This window comes from Shewanella sp. ZOR0012, assembly GCF_000798835.1.
Classification (GTDB): Bacteria; Pseudomonadota; Gammaproteobacteria; order Enterobacterales; family Shewanellaceae; genus Shewanella; species Shewanella xiamenensis.
The window spans coordinates 413,142-434,001 of record NZ_JTLE01000094.1 but is presented as its reverse complement, the minus strand read 5'-3'; the positions used below and the strand labels follow the sequence as shown (position 1 = coordinate 434,001).

Here is a 20,860-nt window from a genome sequence, read left to right as displayed (position 1 = left end):
TAATAACCAAAATTTTTCTAAAGCCCCTTTTCGGGGCTTTTTTATTTTTATCAATTTATTATCCCGGTTAACCATAATCTTGGATACATTTGCGGATTAAGCGCGGTATCACCAAGGCTAGCGATTAACAATGCACCACAGGTTATTAATATTGCCACTAACGCAACTTTTAATGACAATGTTATTACTCGCGGTTGATAGTGGCGGCAATTAACTGCCAATAATGCTACCAATAATGCTTGGGATAATGGCATCACAATCACCCCGTCAAACATGGCATAAATCCATAGTGCACATAGGGCAAATGCCAGCACAATATCGGTTGTGTCCGTCTCTATGCCTTTATGCGAGTCTGTGTCGAGGCTACTTTGTGGTTTTTTAGCTAAATGCTCACTCGGTTTTTCCCCTAATGTTTCCCCTAATAAAGTCAGCCGCTTTAATTTTGACCATAATATTATCAGCGACCAACTTGCCAGTAAGATAAACGCAACCACACCAAACTCATATAAAAACTGTAGTAGGGCATTATGCGGGTGAGCATTAGGTAAAGGTCTTGCCTCTGCCCAAGCAAAACTCATTGGCCCGTAACCTAAACCAATACGCTCGGGGATCATCTGTAATATATAAATCCACATATCAATGCGGCCTGAGCTATTGGTTCTTAATTGCCAAATTGGGCTATCAAAAATAAACAGTGGAATAATAATGATCAGCACTAGCCATAAAAGCGTGCCAAAAACTACAGCCTTCAGCATTGGGAGAACAAATGTTTTACCCAAGTTGGCGGGCAAAAATCGATACACCACAACAGCCGCTAAAACTATTGCCAATAATGCGCCGCGAGCCTCTGATTGCAGCAGGATTAACCACTGCACACTAAAAGCCAACATAGCTGTCCGTTTATATTTTTTAAGTGGTTCGATATAAAATGATAAACACAAAAACGGTAGCAGCATAACTTGCAATTGATTGAAAAACCTTACATTCATAAAGCCTGCCACTAAAGAATGCACATCAGGCCGATTAGCATCGAGTGCATGAAAAAACAGCAGCAAAAAAAACTTAACCGCAATACAAATCGAGAAAAATAATGCAAATCCAAAAAAATATTGCAGCGTCAGATTTCTGCCAATGTCAGTTATGAGTACACCTAAGATATAAAACAAACAGAGCAGCAAAAAAAAGTTGGCTAATTCAAGTAATGACCAAAATGGATGCTGGCTAAAAAAGGTTGATAACAAACCGAGTATAAATAGGCTTACCACCACCCAAAGTGTCAAAGGCGATGGTAGGATTATTGGAATACTCGAGCGCCACAAAAGGCCAACCGCTGAACACACGATAAATATAATTACTAGGATTCGCTTAAGATCGTAAGCGTTATCCACCCCCAGATATCCTGTGATATAACCTGATAATACCGAGCCAAGGAAAAATAGCGCGAAGAAAGTGAGCAGGAAAATCCGGCTAAAAATCGGGATTGATTGCAATATATGTTTCCTTAATTGAGCATTCCATCACGTATTTATCCCACAATATTGGCGTTAAAGTGCCTCACCAAATCACCGATTATTTACGCGTTTTAGTCAAGTAAATCAAAGTGACTTGATTATAAGGCATTGTTATTTATCGACCATTAATCCACAGTACAGTTTATGGTAAAATATAGCCACTTTTGAAAGCTGTACATAAATTCGCATCCTTATGATGATACTCATTTTTTTGTGATTATTTGAGCTTTTTTATATATGACAAATAACCATTTTGCCGCTATGATGGAAAAACTAATGGAGATAGGAGTTTTTCATGCCATCCGCTGGCCTTCACCTGGGATTATCCACCCTTTTCATCCGTAAAGGTCTGCTTAATGAAGAGCAGATGGCGAGTGCCATCACCAAATCCCGCCAAAACAAACAAACCTTAGTCACCACCTTAGTGCAAACTAAGCTCGTGTCGGCCCGCAGTATTGCCGAGCTTTGCTATGAGGAATATGGCACCCCGCTGTTGGATTTAGCCGAATTTGATGTTAGCGCCATCCCTGAAGAGTTTCTTAATAAAAAACTGATTGAAAAACACCGCTGCTTACCGCTATTTAAGCGCGGCAATCGCCTCTATATCGCCACTTCAGATCCTACCAATATTGCCGCCCTTGAGGAATTCCAATTTAGTGCTGGCCTACATGCCGAAGCTATTTTGGTGGAAGAAGATAAGCTCGCTAAGGCCCTTGAGAAGGTACTAGAAGAAGATATTACTGGCCTTGATTTAAGCGGTATGGATGAAGCAGCGCTTGCTGGTATTGAAGTTACCGATACCGATAAGCGCAATGAAGACAATGCAGGCGAAGCCAGCGACGATGCCCCTATCGTCATATATATCAATAAGATATTAACCGATGCTATTCGTAAGGGCGCTTCAGACTTACATTTTGAGCCCTATGAAAAACGCTACCGTATCCGTTTTCGTATCGATGGTATTTTGCATGAAGTCTCCGAGCCGCCCATTAGCTTAGCAGGACGACTCTCTGCGCGCTTAAAGGTAATGTCAAAACTCGATATTGCCGAGCGCCGCGTCCCCCAGGATGGCCGGATTAAAATGAAGCTATCCCGCACTAAGTCTATCGACTTTCGGGTAAGTACCCTGCCGACCCTGTGGGGCGAAAAAATTGTAATGCGGATATTGGATTCCTCCTCCGCACAGCTCGGTATCGAAAAGCTCGGTTACGAACCGGATCAAGAAAAGCTCTACCTTGAGATGCTAGCCAAACCTCAAGGCATGATATTAGTGACCGGCCCAACGGGTTCGGGTAAAACAGTTTCGCTCTACACAGGCTTAAATATCCTCAATACCGCCGAGCGTAATATCTCCACCGCCGAAGACCCGGTGGAAATTAACCTTGAGGGCGTAAACCAAGTTCATATTAATTTAAAAGCGGGTTTAACCTTCGCCTCGGCACTGCGCTCCTTTTTGCGCCAAGACCCCGATGTGGTGATGGTGGGCGAAATACGTGACCTTGAAACCGCCGAAATTGCCATTAAAGCCGCGCAAACTGGCCACTTAGTTCTATCAACCCTGCATACCAACTCTGCGGCAGAAACGCTCACCCGTTTAATTAATATGGGCGTACCCGGCTATAATATTGCCAGCTCAGTCAATTTAATTATTGCTCAGCGACTTGCACGGCGACTTTGCCCTGAATGCAAGCAACCCGAACAAATACCTGAACATGAGCTACAACGCTTAGGCTTTAGTGATGCACAAATCGCCCAAGGGTTTATCACCTATAAACCCGTGGGTTGTGAGCATTGTTCTGGTGGCTATAAAGGACGGGTAGGTATTTACGAAGTGATGAAGATGTCAGATGAAATTGCCCGTACTATTATGGAAGGGGGCAATTCATTACAGATAGCAGATCAAGCCAAGGCTCAAGGGATGCGCGATCTGCGTCAATCAGGGCTACTAAAAGTGCTCCAAGGCGTGACCAGTATCGCCGAAGTGAATCGGGTAACCAGTTTTTAATAGTAGGACGGGCTGCGCACTTTTAGGTGCTAGATTCTAGAGCGAGCATGTGAGCGTTCTAACAGTTGTGCAGCAGCGGCCTTCTTAGCTTTACAACCAACAGGGATAATTTATGGCTACGGCAACCACAGTAAAAAAGCCTCGCCCAAAAAAGATTGAGCAAAAAAGCCAACCTAAAATTTATACCTTTGAATGGAAAGGAGTTAACCGCGACGGCCAAAAAACCAGTGGCGAACTGAGGGGGGCCTCTGCTGCTGAGGTTCGTAGCAAGTTAAAATCTCAAGGGGTAAATCCTAAAACCGTTCGCAAACAATCGGCCGCCTTATTTAAATTAGGCGATGCCAAAATTACCCCTATGGATATTGCTATGGTGACTCGGCAAATTGCCACCATGCTTGCCGCTGGGGTGCCATTAGTGACTACCATTGAATTACTGGGTCGCGGCCATGAAAAAGCAAAAATGCGTGAACTGTTAGCGACAATTCTATCGGAGATCCAATCAGGTATTCCGTTATCTGATGCTTTGCGTCCCCACCGACGCTATTTTGATGATCTTTATGTCGATTTAGTTGCTGCGGGTGAACATTCAGGCTCACTCGATGTAGTGTTTGATCGTATTGCGACCTACCGTGAAAAATCTGAAGCATTAAAATCTAAGATTAAAAAAGCCATGTTTTATCCGGCAGCAGTAGTAATAGTCGCTATTTTAGTAACAGCACTATTATTACTGTTTGTGGTGCCACAATTTGAAGATATTTTTAAGGGCTTTGGCGCCGAGTTGCCTGCTTTTACCCAATTAGTGCTGCAAATCTCCCGGGGCTTACAATCCTCTTGGTATATCTTTTTGGGCGCCATAGTGGCTGGCGTATTTTTATTTGTCCGCGCCCACCGAAACTCGCAAATAGTGAGGGATAGAGTGGACGAAGTCATCTTAAAAATTCCAGCTATTGGTCCCATTCTACACAAAGGCGCTATGGCGCGTTTTGCCCGTACCTTAGCCACCACCTTTGCCGCTGGTGTCCCCTTAATCGACGGCTTAGAATCCGCGGCCGGAGCATCGGGCAATGCGGTATACCGTAAAGCCATCTTAAAAATCCGCCAGGAAGTGATGGCGGGGATGCAAATGAACGTGGCAATGCGAACCACAGGGCTGTTCCCCGATATGCTGATCCAAATGGTGATGATTGGCGAAGAATCAGGCTCACTTGATAATATGCTTAATAAAGTTTCAACTATCTATGAGATGCAAGTCGATGATGCTGTTGATGGTTTATCCAGCCTAATTGAACCTATCATGATGGTGGTCATTGGCACTGTTGTTGGTGGTCTTATTGTCGCTATGTATTTACCCATCTTCCAAATGGGTAAAGTGGTTGGCGGTTAAAACGCTGCAAAAACTGCAGCAGCTAGAAAAAGCGGGCTGCCCCCTTATAAATTCTAGGTTCTAGAGCAGCGAAGCGTCCTAGAGGCCTAAAATCCGTTTTACATTGAACAATATAATTAAGTAAGAATAATGACTGAATTTTTCACTTTATTGGGTCACACTTTTGACCAAGCACCATGGCTTTTTATCTGCTTAAGTTTTGTGTTTGCCGCAACTATTGGCAGTTTTTTAAATGTGGTTATCCATCGTTTTCCGGTGATGATGAAGCGCGAATGGCAACAGGAATGTAATCAGTATCTGCAGGAATATCATGCAGATGTAGTCAAACAAGTCGGTTTAGAAAAGCTTAACAAGCCTATAGATAACTATCCTGAAAAATACAATCTAGTGGTACCAGGTTCTGCCTGCCCTAAATGCAAAACCGCCATCCAGCCTTGGCATAATTTACCCGTTTTAGGTTGGTTAATGTTGAGGGGAAAATGCGCTGCCTGTCATGCCCCCATTTCCTCACGCTATCCGATTATTGAGCTAATAACAGGGTTACTCGTTGCAACACTCGCCTGGCATTTTGGGCCAAGCTGGCAATTTGTGTTTGCTGCAATACTCACTTTTGTGTTGATTGCGCTCACCGGAATCGATCTGGATGAAATGCTGCTTCCCGATCAAATGACCCTTCCCCTGCTATGGTTAGGACTACTGATTAACCTCAACCATACCTTTACCAACCCAACCGATGCGATTATTGGTGCCGCTGTAGGCTATTTAAGTTTATGGTCGATTTTTTGGCTATTTAAGCTGTTAACCGGTAAAGAAGGTATGGGCTATGGTGACTTTAAACTGCTTGCCGTATTTGGGGCTTGGCTTGGTTGGCAAATGTTGCCACTGGTGATTTTACTTTCATCCTTAGTGGGTGCCCTCGTTGGCATCACGCTGATCGTGACCAAACGTAATCAACTGGCAAATCCGATTCCCTTTGGTCCTTACATTGCCGCCGCAGGTTGGATCGCCCTAATATGGGGTCAACCTATAGTGGATTGGTATTTAAGTACGTTATAGAACTGGCTTCGGCCTTATAGATTCTAGGCTTTAGGTTCTAGGCTTTAGGTTCTAGAAGGAGCGCAGCGACGCCCTAGTAGGACGAAGTCCAGTCCGTTCTAGGTCCTAGGTCCTATAAGCACGTCCTTCATCGCTTTTAAGAGAGTTTTATGTCCAAATTTGTTGTCGGTTTAACGGGCGGGATTGGCAGTGGTAAAACGACCGTGGCGAATCTGTTTGCGGCAGAAGGTGTTTGCCTAGTCGATGCCGATGTCGTTGCCCGAGAAGTCGTCGCACCAGGCACCTACGGATTAAACGCCATTATTGACCATTTTGGGACAGAAATCTTAACGGCCTCGGGTGAGCTTGACCGCGCAAAACTTAGGCAACGAGTGTTTAGCGATGAACAAGCGCGTCAGTGGTTAAATCAACTGCTGCACCCCATGATCCGCCAAGAAATGCTTTTGCAAGTCAAAAATGCCACCTCAGACTATGTAATTATGGTTGTACCCTTGCTATTTGAGAACGGGTTAGATAGGTTAGTCAATCGGACTTTAGTGGTGGATATTTCGCCAGAATTACAAATAAGCCGTACCGTAAAGCGGGACAATGTCGATGCAACTCAAGTAAATAACATCATTGAGAGCCAGTGTAGCCGCAGTGAAAAACTCGCTAGAGCCGATGACATTATTGATAATCAGGGAGAGATATCAACTCTAAAACAAGAGGTGCAAGCATTGCATCAGCGCTATTTACAATTATCTGGTAATCACAACGCCCATGACTGACTTAGTTTATGAACAGCCTTTAAATGAGAAGATCCGCAGCTACTTGCGGCTCGAATACCTCAACAAGCAGCTCTGTAATAACCTAAATCACGACCACCAGCATAGATGTTTCTACCCTCTGTTTTCCCTGTGTGAGCTCTCGGAGCGATGCGACTACCGCAATGAGGTCCTCAAAGATATCGAGCGAAATCTACTGCAACTGAGCAAATGGCAAGAACTCGAGCATGTCGATAGCGAACAAATCCGCTTTTATATTCAAGCCTTAACCCAAGCCAGAGAACCATTACAACGCCCCGAACGCTGTGGGAGCCAGCTAAAGCAAGACAGATTCTTATCTGCTCTCAGGCAACGCTTTGGTATGCCAGGTGCCTGCTGTAACTTCGACCTTCCCCAACTGCATTTTTGGCTCGCCAAACCCTGGGAGGAAAGACGCCAGGATTATCAAGCTTGGATAAGTCATTTCGATCCCCTACTCACACCCATCACGCTTTTGCTTCAACTGACCCGCAGTACCGCTGATTTCGATAATGCCACCGCTCATGCCGGTTTTTATCAAGGGGATAGCACTCAAGCCCTGTCATTAGTTCGAGTCAAAGTCGATGCTTCCCACGGTTGTTATCCCACGATCAGTGGCCATAAAAATCGTTACGCCATTCATTTTGTACAATTCGATCAACAACGCCACTCAGACCGTAGCATCGAATTCTTACTAGCGACCTGCGCGTGAAGCCTTTACACTAACGCCATTGATAACCGTTATTCGTTATTCGTTATTCGTTATTCGTTATTCGTTATTCGTTATTCAGCAGTAAATCAAGAGATCCCCATTATGCCGTTAACCGTCAACTGCCCAATTTGTAAAACCCCAGTACAATGGAGCCCTCAGTCAGAGTTCAAACCTTTTTGCAGTGAGCGCTGTAAGATGATCGATCTCGGTGATTGGGCATCTGAGAAACACGCCATTCCAGTCAAATCTGAGTTTGATGTCGACGCTTTAGACGAACTTGGTTACGACGAAGAAAGCTTCTTTAAAGAATAAGCCTCATACAACTCCGTATATTTACCAACGACCAGAACCGACGAGTCTCGGATTGTTGTTCATACAGTGATAAGTAGAAATTTATGACAAAACGTATTCATGTTGCCGTGGGCATTATTCTTAATACTGACGGACAAATCCTACTCGCCAAGCGCCCAGAGCATTTACATCAAGGCGGCAAATGGGAATTTCCCGGTGGAAAAGTGGAGCAAAACGAAACCGTTACCCAAGCCTTAATTCGTGAGTTAAAAGAAGAAGTGGCGCTTAACGTCCATTCGAGCGAACCTTTTATGGCCTTAAGCTACGACTACCCAGATAAACAGGTACTACTCGATATTCACACTGTGAGTGACTTTACGGGCGAGGCGCAAGGGCTTGAAGGACAACAAATCGTCTGGGTCGATAAGCACGAGCTCACCCATTATGACTTCCCTGATGCTAATAAACCTATCCTCGCCAAGCTATTAGCACAAAACTAATCACATCTTTTTATGGGTAATAGCCAGATTTACATTAGCGATACGTGATCTGGCTTGCAGCAAATTCATTCACAACTTTTACAAAACGTAAATTAGTGCTTGAATGCAAATTCATTATTCTTCTTCGATTTTGAGGGCATATCATGCACAATAACGTTAAAGCATTACTCGCCACGACCGCGTTATTTTTTAGTTGCCAAGTACTAGCAAATGGCGGCTGTGGCTTTGAAGAGCAAAAACAGGGCTTGATTGCCACCTGCAGCGAGGAGAAACAAGAAGTGATTTTAACCGGTGTAGTTGAAGCGCAACATTTAGTAAAAGATCTCAATGAGTTTGCTGAGGGCTACAAAAGCTACCAAGTCGATACCGACGCCTTAGCACCACTCAAAAAAGTCACTGAACCAACAGAAATCGTCGTGATTATTGGTACTTGGTGCCCAGACTGTCATCGCGAAACGCCACGTTTTATCCGTATTATCGAAGAAGTGGCGAACCCCAATATTAAAGTGACTTATATTGGTGTCGATCGCAGCAAGCAAGACCCTGAAGGACTGGCGGCAAAATACGAATTCAAACGTATTCCCACCTTTATCGTGCAACAACAAGGTAAAGAAATTGGCCGTATCGTAGAGCGTCCAACCGTCTCGCTCGAAAAAGATTTAGCCGAGATCTTAAAGTAATCGTACCCGAATAATAACAAAGGCCGCCAAGAGTAAACTTGGCGGCCTTTGTCTTTTAATAATAGATGTGAGGTTAAATCGCTTCTTCTAAAATCCGCTGCGCCAGCATCACTAACACACCCTCACGCAATGCTCCACCTGATAGCGCCAACTGCTCAATTCCTAAGAGTTCAAAGAGCGCAAGTAAAATCGCCACCCCTGCGGCAAATGTCGGCGCACGTTCGGCGCTTAAGCCAATAATCCCCTCAAGACTCACATCTTCCTCGGCGAGGATTTCCGCTTTCAGCTGTGTCAGCACAGCCAAAGTGATGATTTCAGACTGCTTACGGTGCATTAACACTTCGACCACAGATTGCACTGCGCCAGAAGCCCCCACTACACAGTGCCATCCTAAGTCTTTTAGCCTTTGCCTATGTTCACCTAAGACTGCTAGCACTTCCTGTTTAGCATCGTCAAAATCGAGCTCTTGCAACGGCGCGTTGTTGAAGAAACGGCGGTTAAAGGTCACGCTGCCCATAGGCAAGCTAGTCTTAAACTGAACCTGATGACCATCCCCGATAATAAATTCGGTACTTGCTCCACCAATATCAATCACTAAGCGTCGACCTTGGCCACAGGTTGTTGCCACCATACCTTGATAAATCAGCTCAGCTTCACGCATGCCCGAAATAATCTCAATCGGGTGACCGAGAAGGGGAATTGCCCTCTGGTTAAACTCGTCGGCGTTATTGATAGTACGCAGTGTTGCTGTGGCAATCACAGCAACATGATTAGGATGGACTTTATGCAGTGCTAACATTTGGGCAAACATGGCGAGGCAATCTAAACCTCGTTGCATCACTTCCTGTGATAAATAGCCGTCTTCGCCAATCCCTTCGGCTAACCTTACTTTACGTTTGTACTTAGCAATAATATGTGGCTGACCACCTTTTGTTTTAGCGATCAGCATATTAAAACTGTTAGAGCCTAAAGTAATGGCAGCATAAGCGGGTGTTGGCATTTACGGCTGTCTACGCGTCCTGTCATGGCGAGGTGGACGACCACCACTACGATGTGCACCTTGAGTACGACTCACCCCAGAGCGCTCACGTAAATTACGAGCTCCCGCTGGATGTTTGCGATGAATCTTAGCTGGCTGTGGAATATCATCTAGTAACGCATCGCGGTCATAATTACTCACTGGGATTGAGTGATTAATATAAGTCTCAATCGCTGGCAAGTTTAGTGCGTATTCTTCACAGGCAAAACTAACTGATACCCCTTTGTTACCCGCTCGCCCAGTACGACCAATACGGTGGACGTAATCTTCACAATCATCAGGTAAATCATAATTGTAAACATGGGAAACATCGGAGATATGCAGGCCGCGTGCAGCCACGTCAGTCGCAACCAAGATATCTAATTGACCTTGCGTAAATTGCTCTAGGATTCGAATACGTTTCTTCTGTGGCACATCCCCAGTGAGCAAACCCACACGGTGACCATCACCCTCAAGCCAAGCCCATAAGTTCTCACAGCTATGCTTAGTGTTTGAAAAAACAATGGCTTTCTCAGGCCAATCTTCTTCAATCAGCGTTAGCAATAAACGCATCTTATCTTCTTGGGAAGGATAGAAAATTTCTTCTTTGATATTCTTTGAGGTTTTTTCTTCGGGGGCAATTTCGACTTTCACCGGATCATTCATATGATCATAAGCCAACTCTTGCACCTTCATTGAAAGCGTCGCTGAAAACAACATGTTCAGGCGCTGATCGGCATTAGGCATGCGTCGGAATAAGAAACGAATATCCTTGATAAAACCGAGGTCGAACATACGATCGGCTTCATCTAACACCACGGCTTGAATCGCATTTAAGCTAATAATGCCCTGACGCACATAATCGATAATCCGTCCGGTTGTACCGATTAAGATGTCAACACCTTGGTCAAGCACTTTACGTTGGACGTCATAACTCTCACCACCGTAAACAATCCCCACCTTTAAGCGAGTATGTTTCGCGAGTAAAATCGCGTCCTTAGCAATTTGAATGGCTAATTCACGGGTGGGCGCCATGATAATGGCACGCGGTTGATTTAATTGACGCCCTTCAGGAACAGGGGTCGACAATAAATGGTTAAATGTGGCAACCAAAAACGCCATTGTCTTGCCAGTGCCCGTCTGAGCTTGGCCAGCGATATCTTTTGATTGAAGTAATACGGGTAATGATAACGCCTGAATCGGCGTACAAAATTCAAAGCCGTTCTCGGCAAGGGCCTGTTTAACCTCAGGATGCAGAGGTAAGTCGGCAAATTTTTGATTTGATAAATGTGTTTGGCTCATAGCGCAAGCATACCATTTGGGGTTGCAATAAGATACTCGATCGTTTGAAATAGCCACATTGTAAAAGGTAACTTGAAAAGCTATTTTTCAACCCCAATATACATGGTAAGCCATTAACAAACCAGCAATGGCAACCAAACTGGAGAACATCATGAGCGATAAAATTATATACCTGAGCGACGACAGCTTCGAAAACGACGTATTAAAGGCCGATTTACCAGTATTGGTAGACTTTTGGGCTGAATGGTGTGGTCCATGTAAAATGATCGCGCCAATCCTTGACGACGTTGCCGAAGAGTATGCCGGTCGCGTAACTATCGCTAAATTAAACGTTGACCAGAACAACGTTTCGCCAGCGAAATACGGCGTTCGCGGCATTCCAACATTGCTGTTATTCAAAAACGGTGAATTGGCAGCGACCAAAGTTGGCGCGCTCTCTAAAACTCAGTTAAAAGAGTTTATCGACGCACAAATCTAATTTGTTGTCGTTATGAGTGACCTCCGGCACAAGCTGAAATTAAATTGTGCCGGAATGCCCCTAAATTTCTGGACGCCCCGCTTTGTTAGTGCTACTTTAATAACCAGATTCTTTCTAACTAAACCACTTCTCGCTCGTCAATCACTATCCTGAATCACAAACTTTACTGATTGATCGCGGTAAGCTTTGTCGCGTAACACAAGATCCCCAACATGAACTTAACTGAATTAAAAGACACGCCGATATCCGACCTAGTTTCGCTAGCCGAAAACATGAAACTCGAAAATATGGCCCGTGCTCGCAAGCAGGACATTATTTTCTCCATCCTTAAAGCCCACGCCAAAAGTGGCGAAGACATTTTCGGTGGCGGCGTATTAGAGATACTCCAAGACGGATTCGGTTTCTTACGAAGTGCAGATGGATCTTACTTAGCTGGCCCTGATGATATTTACGTGTCACCAAGCCAAATTCGCCGTTTCAACATGCGAACGGGTGACACCATTTTTGGTAAGATTCGTCCACCAAAAGAAGGTGAACGTTATTTTGCCCTGTTAAAAGTTAACGAAGTTAACTTTGATAAACCTGAAAACTCTCGCAATAAAATCCTCTTTGAAAACTTAACGCCACTCCACGCAGAAGAACGTATGCGTATGGAGCGTGGTAATGGCTCAACTGAAGACATCACTGCCCGTATTCTGGATTTATGCTCACCTATCGGTAAAGGTCAACGTGGTCTGATCGTTGCGCCACCAAAAGCGGGTAAAACGCTATTACTGCAAAACATTGCGCAATCCATTACCTACAACAACCCTGAAGTAGTATTGATGGTTCTGCTGATCGATGAACGCCCAGAAGAAGTAACCGAGATGCAACGCCTCGTTAAAGGTGAAGTTATTGCATCTACCTTCGACGAACCAGCAAGCCGTCACGTACAAGTGGCTGAAATGGTTATTGAAAAGGCTAAGCGTTTAGTCGAACACAAAAAAGACGTGGTGATTCTGCTCGACTCTATCACCCGTTTAGCGCGTGCTTACAACACTGTTATCCCTTCATCAGGCAAAGTGTTAACCGGTGGTGTGGATGCAAACGCCCTGCACCGTCCAAAACGCTTCTTCGGTGCAGCACGTAACATCGAACACGGCGGCAGCTTAACCATTATCGCTACTGCGTTAGTCGATACCGGTTCTAAGATGGACGAAGTGATTTACGAAGAGTTTAAAGGTACTGGTAACCAAGAGCTGCATCTGTCACGTAAAGCCGCTGAAAAACGCGTCTTCCCTGCGATTGACTTTAACCGCAGCGGTACTCGTCGTGAAGAGAAGCTGACAAATCCTGACGAACTGCAAAAAATGTGGATCCTGCGTAAGATCCTCAATCCAATGGATGAAGTCAGTGCAATGGAATTCCTCATTGATAAGCTGGCGATGACTAAGACTAACGAAGAATTCTTCACCGCGATGAAACGCGCAAAGTCTTAAGCCATATAAGATTGTATGAATAATAAGGCCGCTCACTGAGCGGCCTTTTTTACGTTTTACACATGGTGATGGATTGCAAAGCCGCGGGTGCGGCTCACTCGATTCAAGTGACTTAATCAAGCACAGGCAAATAACTGAGAACTAACTGATCTCGGCTTAGTTGCCCATCAATGATCTCACCTACTGTACCGTTGTTTAACTTGATGGCAAGCGTGGCCTCGCCGACCTGCGCCTTAAAGGTTTCCATTTCTTTAATTCGGTTGATCAGCGCCAATGCTAAAGTGTTTTCTGCGGTCGCAGCATACACACGGCCATTTACTGTCACTTCCGCTTGTGTGGCTAATGCAGGGCCGGCTAGATGAATACCGACGTATTCACGCCATACTCTGGCTTTTTGCTCGCCTTGATAATCACTGTCAACCGATGCAAGTACCACTTGCCGTAATATCATCTGCAGTAAATTGCTCTTACCTTTTGGTTGGCCGTTAACAGTATCAAATTGGAAGTAACGTGAAACTGAACGATCGTAATTAGGTAATGGCTCAATACTTTGTTGGGCAAAATCAGTGTAATAAGGCAGATAGCTATCGAGCTTACCACTCACGCCACAGCTTTCGGTAAAGAGCGGTGCATTACCACGAGTCAGCCCAGGGCCTTCACCCATGGTCATCTTACACAACATATCTTGGAACACTGGACCCACATTCGGTAAATCAACCAATGCTTTGTAACCACGACTCGATGTGCTGCGGGGCGTTGTACGTGATACTAAGGCTCGCACGGCTAACAATTTATCAGGCCATACACCTAACACGTCGCGCTCATTCACATACGGATGGTTAGGTGAGGATGCAGGCGTTTTAATACCATTGAGTAAGCGGCCCGAAAAGCTAACATCAGCCGTTAATAAATCCTGAAATTGAGGATTTATTTGCGATTTAATGATCAACTCTTTCAAGGCTTCTGGGGAATCAGAGAACTGACTGATCACCTCACCCGGCTCAAATTGCGCCTTCATATCGCCGCTTTTAAAACGATATTGCTCAAGTACCTTAGCAAAATTGTACTGCTGTCTTAACGCTACGCTGCCATCAGCTTGCTTGTATGTGACGTCCAATGTGGCGTCGTTTTCTCCCACTAGCTTAAGGAAGAAGTCGGCCGACTGATTCATCGCCCGCTGATTCGCACAATACCAAGCCTCGCTACCTGCCGCAGCCAGTCGGTCGCACTCACCAGCAAAAAAGTTTTCTGATAGACCAAATAATTGCTCTAAAAAGCTCACATCTTCAATGAATTGACGTATCTCATCAAACTGCACTTTACGATTGATGGTGTAACTTAGACTATGATCCTCAAACAAAGATTGACGATTATGGCGTAGGTTCATGGTCTCGTAGCTATCAAAATACTTATCGATATAGAACTGGTTAATATCATCTAAGTTTTTACCCGCATCACCACGATTACAGTTGCTGTTAAGGGACACATGTTCATCTGTGCAATAAGAATACTGACGTAGGCTATTGTTTTGCTCAATATTGTAAAGCGCGCCAAATCGGGTATCCCCGTTAACAATGCCTTTGGCAAGTTCGTCGCGACGCTTAGCATCTTCCGCTTTGAGCGATACAAATTCGTTAGCCTTTGTTTCCACTTCGCGGGCATAGCCAAAACGTAACGCCGCTAAGTCATAGGGTTCAAACGTGGTTGCAAACCGATTCACGTTGTAGTCCATTTGGCTCGAAAACTCGGCATTAACAGTAATATCTGGGTAACCTGCATCGCTAAAGGCGGCTTTTAACTCCGTCAGTTGTGCTTGGTTAAAGGTATTGTCGTGGTCGCGACTCCCAGCAAAGTTATGTCTTAAGCCAAATGTATGCCCTAATTCATGGGTCAAGGTGCCGGCAAATGCTTGTGCAGCAAGGGCTGTAGTTAATGAGTCTTGTAAACTTATCGGCAAATCTTCAAATGCCGCTAATTTACCGCCCACTTTGCCATCAACCCACATTTCGGCTTTTTTCCAATCAATTTCATGCCCTTTGATGCCGCGAGGTAATTCACGATTACTACCACCTGTAGCAAACACGGTATCCACATGCATCATTGAATTTTCAGACCAAAACGCTTGTGTTTTTTCATCAAAATCCGCCAAAGCATCGAGACTATTATCCTTAGGCGTTAATAACATTGATTTGGGTGCTGCAATAAGCTGCTGAGTAGGTTGTTCAAATGCCGCCGCCTCAACTGGCACAGTATCAACGCTGACATCTGGCTTGTTCAGATTCGACACATAAGGCTCGCCCGTTAACGATGTGACTGAATTCGCGTCCAATTTGCCTCTGTTATAATCTAAACGCACTTGGCGATAGTAACGTACTGCGCCTTGTTTTAGATTCGAGCTGTATTGATTGACTCGCGCACTCACAATTTCGCCTGTAAGCGGGTTTGCCGCGGATGGGCCATAACCCGCCAAACCATTATCCAGCGGTTCATCAAATAAAGTGATGTTGCTATAGCGCAGGTCGCCATGGCGTTTATCGTGGGCTTGCTCAAGTTTTATCTGTGGAAAACCCGTTTTATACAACTTGTTTTGAATGTTAATTGCCGTCACGGACTCGATAGCAGCATCCAAAAAGGGTTTATTTTTCGCATCGTAGAAATTATTACTCAAGTAATAAGTCAGTTCCGATTTGGCCGGATTGAAGCGATTCATGTAGGTACGCACATACCCGTCAACGCCCTCTGAATCAGTCGCATCACGGTAAGTATGGGAAGAGGTAAAGAAACCAAATGCGCCCTTTTCATTTTCGGCATAGGGAATCGCTTGATAGTCTTTACTGGCTAACTGATCCACCGCCACAATCGAAATAAACTCAGTCGTCGTAAAGGATAGATTGTCGAGGTTGCCACCGTAAAATTGGTTAAAGCAACTTGGTGAAGCCTGATAGGTATGCTCAATTTCAAAGTTAACCACGCCCTTAGCTAAATCCATCTCATAGCCTTTTTGGCCTTGAGTATTCACTAGACGCGGGGCCTCTGTTTCAGTCACACATTCACCAAAGGTAAATATGTCATTAATGCCCAACTCGGCAATTTTAGCTTTGGCAAAATCGGGGACAAAGTAGCGCTTATCCTGCCATGTTAAATTAGCATCGGTGTTAACTTGCTCTACGTTAATACACTCACGCCATTTATCTTCGGTACATTTAAAGTCGATATATTCACCAGGAATGGTTAACACTGGCGCTTGGTTATATTCATTAGGATAACGGCTGTCATGACCTAATCCGATATTATCTCGGTCAATTTGACGTACTTGGATACCATTCTCTGTTTTATGCAAGGTTACCAACTTAGGATCACCTTGGGTAAAACCTCGCACCTCGGCGGCATAACGCGGAGCCTTACCCACGCTGCGAATGTAGAGATATTGCCGCTCAGTGGCTTTATCGATGTCGGCAGTGGTGACTTGCTTTTCATCTTTGGGGAGTTCTTTATAAGGCTCATCACCGGCACCACACCCCACAAGGGTCAGTGCGCTGGTTATCGCCAGACATACCATGGACTTCTTCATAGATTCCTCTTAACTACTGTTTTTATAGATATTTAGTAACTGACAAATAAAAGGTTGAACTCTTTTTGTCATAAATCTCAAATCCCTGAGATGTCCCCACTTCTGGGTTATAGAAACGACCACTATTGTTATGACCAACAGCCAACACCCAGTCAGGCTTAAACGACCAACCGAGTTCTTGGGCAAAGGTAAATTGATCATCGAGTCGACGACCGTAATAGTTTTTGGAGACTCGATAACGACCACTCACGTCCAAATACCAATTAGCCGTAATTTGCCAATAAGCATCGAGTAATCCATCAAGTTGCTGTTCAACTAACACGCGCTCACCAGCGGTTTTGTATTGGTAAGCGTTGTAGCGATAGCGCGGTGAAAAATAAAAACTTAGGTTATCTAGCGGGCTCCAAAATAAGTACGCAGCAATACGCGGTGCATATTGCAACCTATCCAATTTTGATTCGCGCTCTGCGGGCAAATACACACCTAAACTGCCTTTGAATGAGACGGTATCGCTTAAGGCATACAGTGGTGTGCGGTATTCCAGCAAAGGGTCATAAAAACTGGACTCTTTGCCATGCAATGTTTGCTTTTCGCCCCCAAGGGTAAACAGCACATTGCCCCAATTTGCCTTGTAATCGATCCGGCTATCGATGTTGTAGGCTTGATAGGCGTAATAACTATCCGAGTCATAAATGTTTCGGGTAAACCCAACATTAACGTAGCCAGACCATTTTGCAGCTTGTGCATCCGTGGCTAACTCAAATTCATTGACAGCCAATACTTGGCCGACAAATGAAAAACTCGCCAGCATCACCTGCAAGCAGAAAAGCACAGACCATTTATTTCGTCGACGAGAAATCGACGAATAATATTGATTATTCGTTGGTTGCATAATAAAACCTTGATTTATATTTTTATGAAAATATTGATAGTTAGGATGCGCTCTATGTAGCGCTAGGATGTACTTGCTTGAATAGACTTTATCCAATTAAGTAAAATGGAATAACAATGTTCCAAATTAAGAATGTAACTACGCAGAAAAATAGCTGAAATGAAATAAATAACACTAAATAAAACAAAAAAAGACAGTCCAATAAATATGCTTTCAAAATTAGTTTCACAAAACCAATTCCAAAGTGTAACGCTATATTCATTCAGTACGATTGTCGATTTATGGCCCACAAACTCACTCTGCGCCACAAGTGTCGAAGCCATTAAAAAATCATTCTTTTCAACAGAATAAATTTCATTTTTAGCAGAAACACTTAGCGATAAGCTCAACCATAATATTCCGAGCACCAGTAATCCACCGACTATGGGATGAAGATGTTTCGGTATTTTTGAGTAATTTTTTGTGGCTAATTTAGTTAACATTTTCAGTCAATACGTCATACTATAAATAATCTCCACTGTGACCCACAGTTAAAGATACAAAACGATACATTTATCGCATCATACGCACGAAAAAAAATGCTTTTCAACTCAAGCCAGCGACAACTCATATGCAATTAAAATAAATATGAGTTAGATCAGAAAAAATTAGCGACATTAAACATAAACAACACAATTCATAACAGAAAAAACCGCCATAAAACACAATTTAAAAACAGATTAAAAACAATAAATAACAACATGCAGTGCGATTATTTACATATGCCACCATAATGCAAATAGCTTAACGGTAGTTTGGGATAATATGATGAGCAGCCAGTTGAGTTTGCAATTCTTTACAACGGCGACGTAACATTTCGCGAAGCAGTAACACCACGGGGGTGACATGTTCGCGTCCTGGGCACACTAAGTATAAATTGACCGACTCGCCGCGATATTCTGGTAACAAGGGCACTAAACGCCCAGCCATAATATCCTCTGCCAAATCTAAGCTCGACTTAAACACTAACCCCTTTCCTGCTACCGCCCAGCGGCGCGCAATTTCAGCATCATTCGCACTACGATTCCCCGTGACGCGGACTTTACATTCCTGGCCATCACGCTCAAATTGCCATTGATCGTGAGTTCTCTCATCTAACTTATAAAACAAGCAATTATGTTGTGTTAGCTGCTCTAAGGTTTCGGGTTGACCAAATTTAGCAAGATAGTCCGGCGATGCACATAACACTCTGTCGGCACTGCAAATTGGAAAGGCAACTTGATTAGAATCCTGCGGCTTACCATAACGCACCGCCACATCAATTTTATCGTGGTAAAAACTGCTGATATTGTCGCCCAAATGCAGACGCACTTGCAGCTGTGGAAAATCCAAGAGAAAGTCATCGAGCCAAGGGACAAATAAGTTTCGCCCAAAGTCAGATGAAACCGACAGGCTTAAGGTGCCAGAGACCTTACCTTTATCGCTGGCAATCGCCTGCTCTCCAAGGGCGAGATCACTTAAGGCGCGGCGGCAATGGATCAGGTAACGCTCCCCTTGAGCGGTTAATCTAAGGCTGCGAGTCGTGCGCACAAACAAACTCGTATCAAGTTGTTTTTCAAGACGTTTAATCGCTGCGCTCGCTGAAGCAGCAGAGAGGTCCATTTCGGCCGCTGCGGCCGAAATACTGCCGCAATCGGCAACGCGAACAAATAAGGCGAGATCATTAAGCAACATGATTATCAAATTTCCTTTGAAAAAATTACAAACTTTACCCCGTTTATCTAAAGGTTAATATTTCACACAATGGTGCTCAATGACAAGTGACAGACATGAGTCGCCAGTGAGGAATGATTATGAGAGCCGTAGGTTACCAAACAGCAGGCGCAGTCGATGCGCATAATGCATTAGAAAACATAACATTAGCCAAACCAACTCCAACGGGTTTTGATTTGTTAGTCGAGGTTAAGGCCATATCGGTTAACCCCGTCGATACCAAGATCCGCGCATCAAGCTCAGCGCCTGCTGGGGAGTATAAAATCCTCGGTTGGGATGCCGTTGGCGTTGTAAAAGCTATCGGGGACAAAGTCAGCCTATTTAAGGTAGGCGATGAAGTTTGGTATGCCGGCGATATTAGCCGCAGTGGTAGTTATGCCGAATATCAGTTAGTGGATGAGCGCATTGTCGGCCATAAACCGCAAACCTTAAGCAACGCACAGGCGGCAGCCTTACCCTTAACCAGTATCACGGCTTGGGAATTGCTGTTTGACCGTTTAGGTCTACCACAAGATGGCTCCGCCACGGATGCACGTATTTTAATTATCGGTGCCGCAGGTGGTGTGGGTTCGATTATCACTCAACTGGCGGTCAAATTGACTGGAGCAGAGGTTATCGGTACCGCATCACGGCCAGAATCAGCAACTTGGGTGCAAACCTTAGGTGCCGATGCAGTGATTAATCACAATAAACCCCTCTCGGAAGAGCTGGCTAAGCTAGATATTGCCGATGTCACCCATGTGATTAGCCTGACTCAAACCGATAAGCACTTTGACGAAATTGTAAAAGTGCTCAAACCACAAGGAAAACTGGCACTGATTGATGATCCGGTAGCCCCGTTAGATGTGATGAAGCTTAAGCGTAAAAGCCTGTCGCTGCATTGGGAGCTGATGTTTACCCGCAGCCTGTATCAAACCGAGGATATGATTGCCCAGCACCATCTACTCAATCGCATTGCAGAGCTTATCGATACCGGTAAAGTAAAAAGCACCTTTGGTGAGCATTACGGCACGATTAATGCGCAAAACTTGCTAAAGGCCCATGCACAAATTGAGTCGGGCAAAGCGATTGGTAAAATTGTGCTTGAGGGATTTAGCCAATGAAAATCACGGTTTTTGCGCAAATCCAAGCGCATTCAGGCCAGAGTGATTCACTCTTTAAAGTCCTCAAACAACTGGTAAGTGACACCCACACCGAGGCAGGTTGTTTTGAGTATACGCTGCATCATTCTTTAGATAATGCTAATCAGTTCTGGATGTATGAAGTGTGGCAATCCCAAGCAGCACTGGATGCGCATATGGCAAGCCCACACTTTAATACCTTTGTCGCCACCTCCGAGCAGTTAGTAGAGAAAGTCGAGATCCATAAGAGTTATGCTTGCTAGCATCACCAACAAGAAAGCGCCAAATTTGGCGCTTTCTATTTTTAAATCAACTGCGTAAATAAAG

Annotated in this window: 19 protein-coding genes; 12 read left to right on the top strand and 7 right to left on the bottom strand. The window is 44.5% G+C overall.

From position 1 onward, the window contains the following. Positions 1-50: 50 nt before the first annotated feature. A complete protein-coding gene (locus tag L976_RS23465) occupies positions 51-890 on the bottom strand; it encodes an O-antigen ligase family protein (protein WP_173944719.1) in 840 nt (279 codons plus the stop codon). A gap of 916 nt (positions 891-1,806) precedes the next feature. Here L976_RS23465 and pilB point away from each other — a divergent pair. The 8 genes from pilB (at position 1,807) to L976_RS03755 (ending at position 8,921) form a co-directional block, all read left to right on the top strand. Beyond that, positions 1,807-3,516 carry a type IV-A pilus assembly ATPase PilB gene (gene pilB, locus L976_RS03790; RefSeq protein ID WP_047534379.1) on the top strand — a complete coding sequence of 570 codons (1,710 nt, stop codon included), beginning with the start codon at positions 1,807-1,809 and terminating at the stop codon, positions 3,514-3,516. Between the two features lie 112 nt (positions 3,517-3,628). Continuing rightward, positions 3,629-4,900 (top strand): type II secretion system F family protein, encoded by a 1,272-nt coding sequence (locus tag L976_RS03785; RefSeq protein ID WP_047534376.1) that lies wholly within the window; start codon positions 3,629-3,631, stop codon positions 4,898-4,900. 129 nt (positions 4,901-5,029) lie between these two features. Beyond that, positions 5,030-5,956: a prepilin peptidase gene (locus L976_RS03780; RefSeq protein ID WP_047534372.1), complete on the top strand. Its 927-nt coding sequence runs from the start codon at positions 5,030-5,032 to the stop codon at positions 5,954-5,956. Positions 5,957-6,105: 149 nt separating this feature from the next. Beyond that, a complete protein-coding gene (gene coaE, locus L976_RS03775) occupies positions 6,106-6,723 on the top strand; it encodes a dephospho-CoA kinase (RefSeq protein ID WP_047534370.1) in 618 nt (205 codons plus the stop codon). Continuing rightward, the gene (zapD, locus tag L976_RS03770) at positions 6,716-7,450 is read left to right on the top strand and encodes a cell division protein ZapD (RefSeq protein WP_037413632.1); all 735 of its coding nucleotides are present in this window, start codon (positions 6,716-6,718) and stop codon (positions 7,448-7,450) included. Before coaE ends, zapD begins: the two co-directional genes overlap by 8 nt. A 102-nt stretch (positions 7,451-7,552) precedes the next feature. Next, positions 7,553-7,762, top strand: a complete 210-nt coding sequence (yacG, locus tag L976_RS03765; RefSeq protein ID WP_037413634.1) for a DNA gyrase inhibitor YacG — start codon at positions 7,553-7,555, stop codon at positions 7,760-7,762. A gap of 83 nt (positions 7,763-7,845) precedes the next feature. Beyond that, positions 7,846-8,241 carry an 8-oxo-dGTP diphosphatase MutT gene (gene mutT, locus L976_RS03760; protein WP_037413635.1) on the top strand — a complete coding sequence of 132 codons (396 nt, stop codon included), beginning with the start codon at positions 7,846-7,848 and terminating at the stop codon, positions 8,239-8,241. 143 nt (positions 8,242-8,384) lie between these two features. Beyond that, entirely contained in the window at positions 8,385-8,921 is a 537-nt protein-coding gene (locus tag L976_RS03755; protein ID WP_011070769.1) for a thioredoxin family protein, read from the top strand. Between the two features lie 73 nt (positions 8,922-8,994). Here the strand turns inward: L976_RS03755 and L976_RS03750 are convergent, their stop codons facing one another. Beyond that, the gene (locus L976_RS03750; RefSeq protein ID WP_037413637.1) at positions 8,995-9,921 is read right to left on the bottom strand and encodes a Ppx/GppA phosphatase family protein; all 927 of its coding nucleotides are present in this window, start codon (positions 9,919-9,921) and stop codon (positions 8,995-8,997) included. After that, entirely contained in the window at positions 9,922-11,241 is a 1,320-nt protein-coding gene (rhlB, locus tag L976_RS03745; protein WP_037413639.1) for an ATP-dependent RNA helicase RhlB, read from the bottom strand. Between the two features lie 151 nt (positions 11,242-11,392). Between rhlB and trxA the strand changes: the two genes are divergently transcribed. Then, positions 11,393-11,719 (top strand): thioredoxin TrxA, encoded by a 327-nt coding sequence (trxA, locus tag L976_RS03740; protein WP_011070766.1) that lies wholly within the window; start codon positions 11,393-11,395, stop codon positions 11,717-11,719. Positions 11,720-11,931: 212 nt separating this feature from the next. After that, complete coding sequence (rho, locus tag L976_RS03735; protein WP_037413641.1) at positions 11,932-13,197, top strand: transcription termination factor Rho; 1,266 nt, start codon at positions 11,932-11,934, stop codon at positions 13,195-13,197. Positions 13,198-13,309: 112 nt separating this feature from the next. Here the strand turns inward: rho and L976_RS03730 are convergent, their stop codons facing one another. The 4 genes from L976_RS03730 to L976_RS03715 form a co-directional block, all read right to left on the bottom strand. Then, positions 13,310-16,768, bottom strand: a complete 3,459-nt coding sequence (locus tag L976_RS03730) for a zinc-dependent metalloprotease (RefSeq protein ID WP_037426369.1) — start codon at positions 16,766-16,768, stop codon at positions 13,310-13,312. Positions 16,769-16,790: 22 nt separating this feature from the next. After that, entirely contained in the window at positions 16,791-17,660 is an 870-nt protein-coding gene (locus tag L976_RS03725; RefSeq protein WP_047534358.1) for a hypothetical protein, read from the bottom strand. Positions 17,661-17,722: 62 nt separating this feature from the next. Then, the gene (locus L976_RS03720) at positions 17,723-18,142 is read right to left on the bottom strand and encodes a hypothetical protein (RefSeq protein ID WP_047534356.1); all 420 of its coding nucleotides are present in this window, start codon (positions 18,140-18,142) and stop codon (positions 17,723-17,725) included. A gap of 301 nt (positions 18,143-18,443) precedes the next feature. Next, the gene (locus tag L976_RS03715) at positions 18,444-19,373 is read right to left on the bottom strand and encodes a LysR family transcriptional regulator (protein WP_037426378.1); all 930 of its coding nucleotides are present in this window, start codon (positions 19,371-19,373) and stop codon (positions 18,444-18,446) included. Positions 19,374-19,492: 119 nt separating this feature from the next. Between L976_RS03715 and L976_RS03710 the strand changes: the two genes are divergently transcribed. After that, a complete protein-coding gene (locus L976_RS03710) occupies positions 19,493-20,515 on the top strand; it encodes a zinc-binding alcohol dehydrogenase family protein (RefSeq protein WP_037426381.1) in 1,023 nt (340 codons plus the stop codon). Continuing rightward, a complete protein-coding gene (locus L976_RS03705) occupies positions 20,512-20,796 on the top strand; it encodes a putative quinol monooxygenase (protein WP_047534353.1) in 285 nt (94 codons plus the stop codon). The genes L976_RS03710 and L976_RS03705 overlap by 4 nt, the downstream gene beginning before the upstream one ends. Positions 20,797-20,860: the final 64 nt, after the last annotated feature.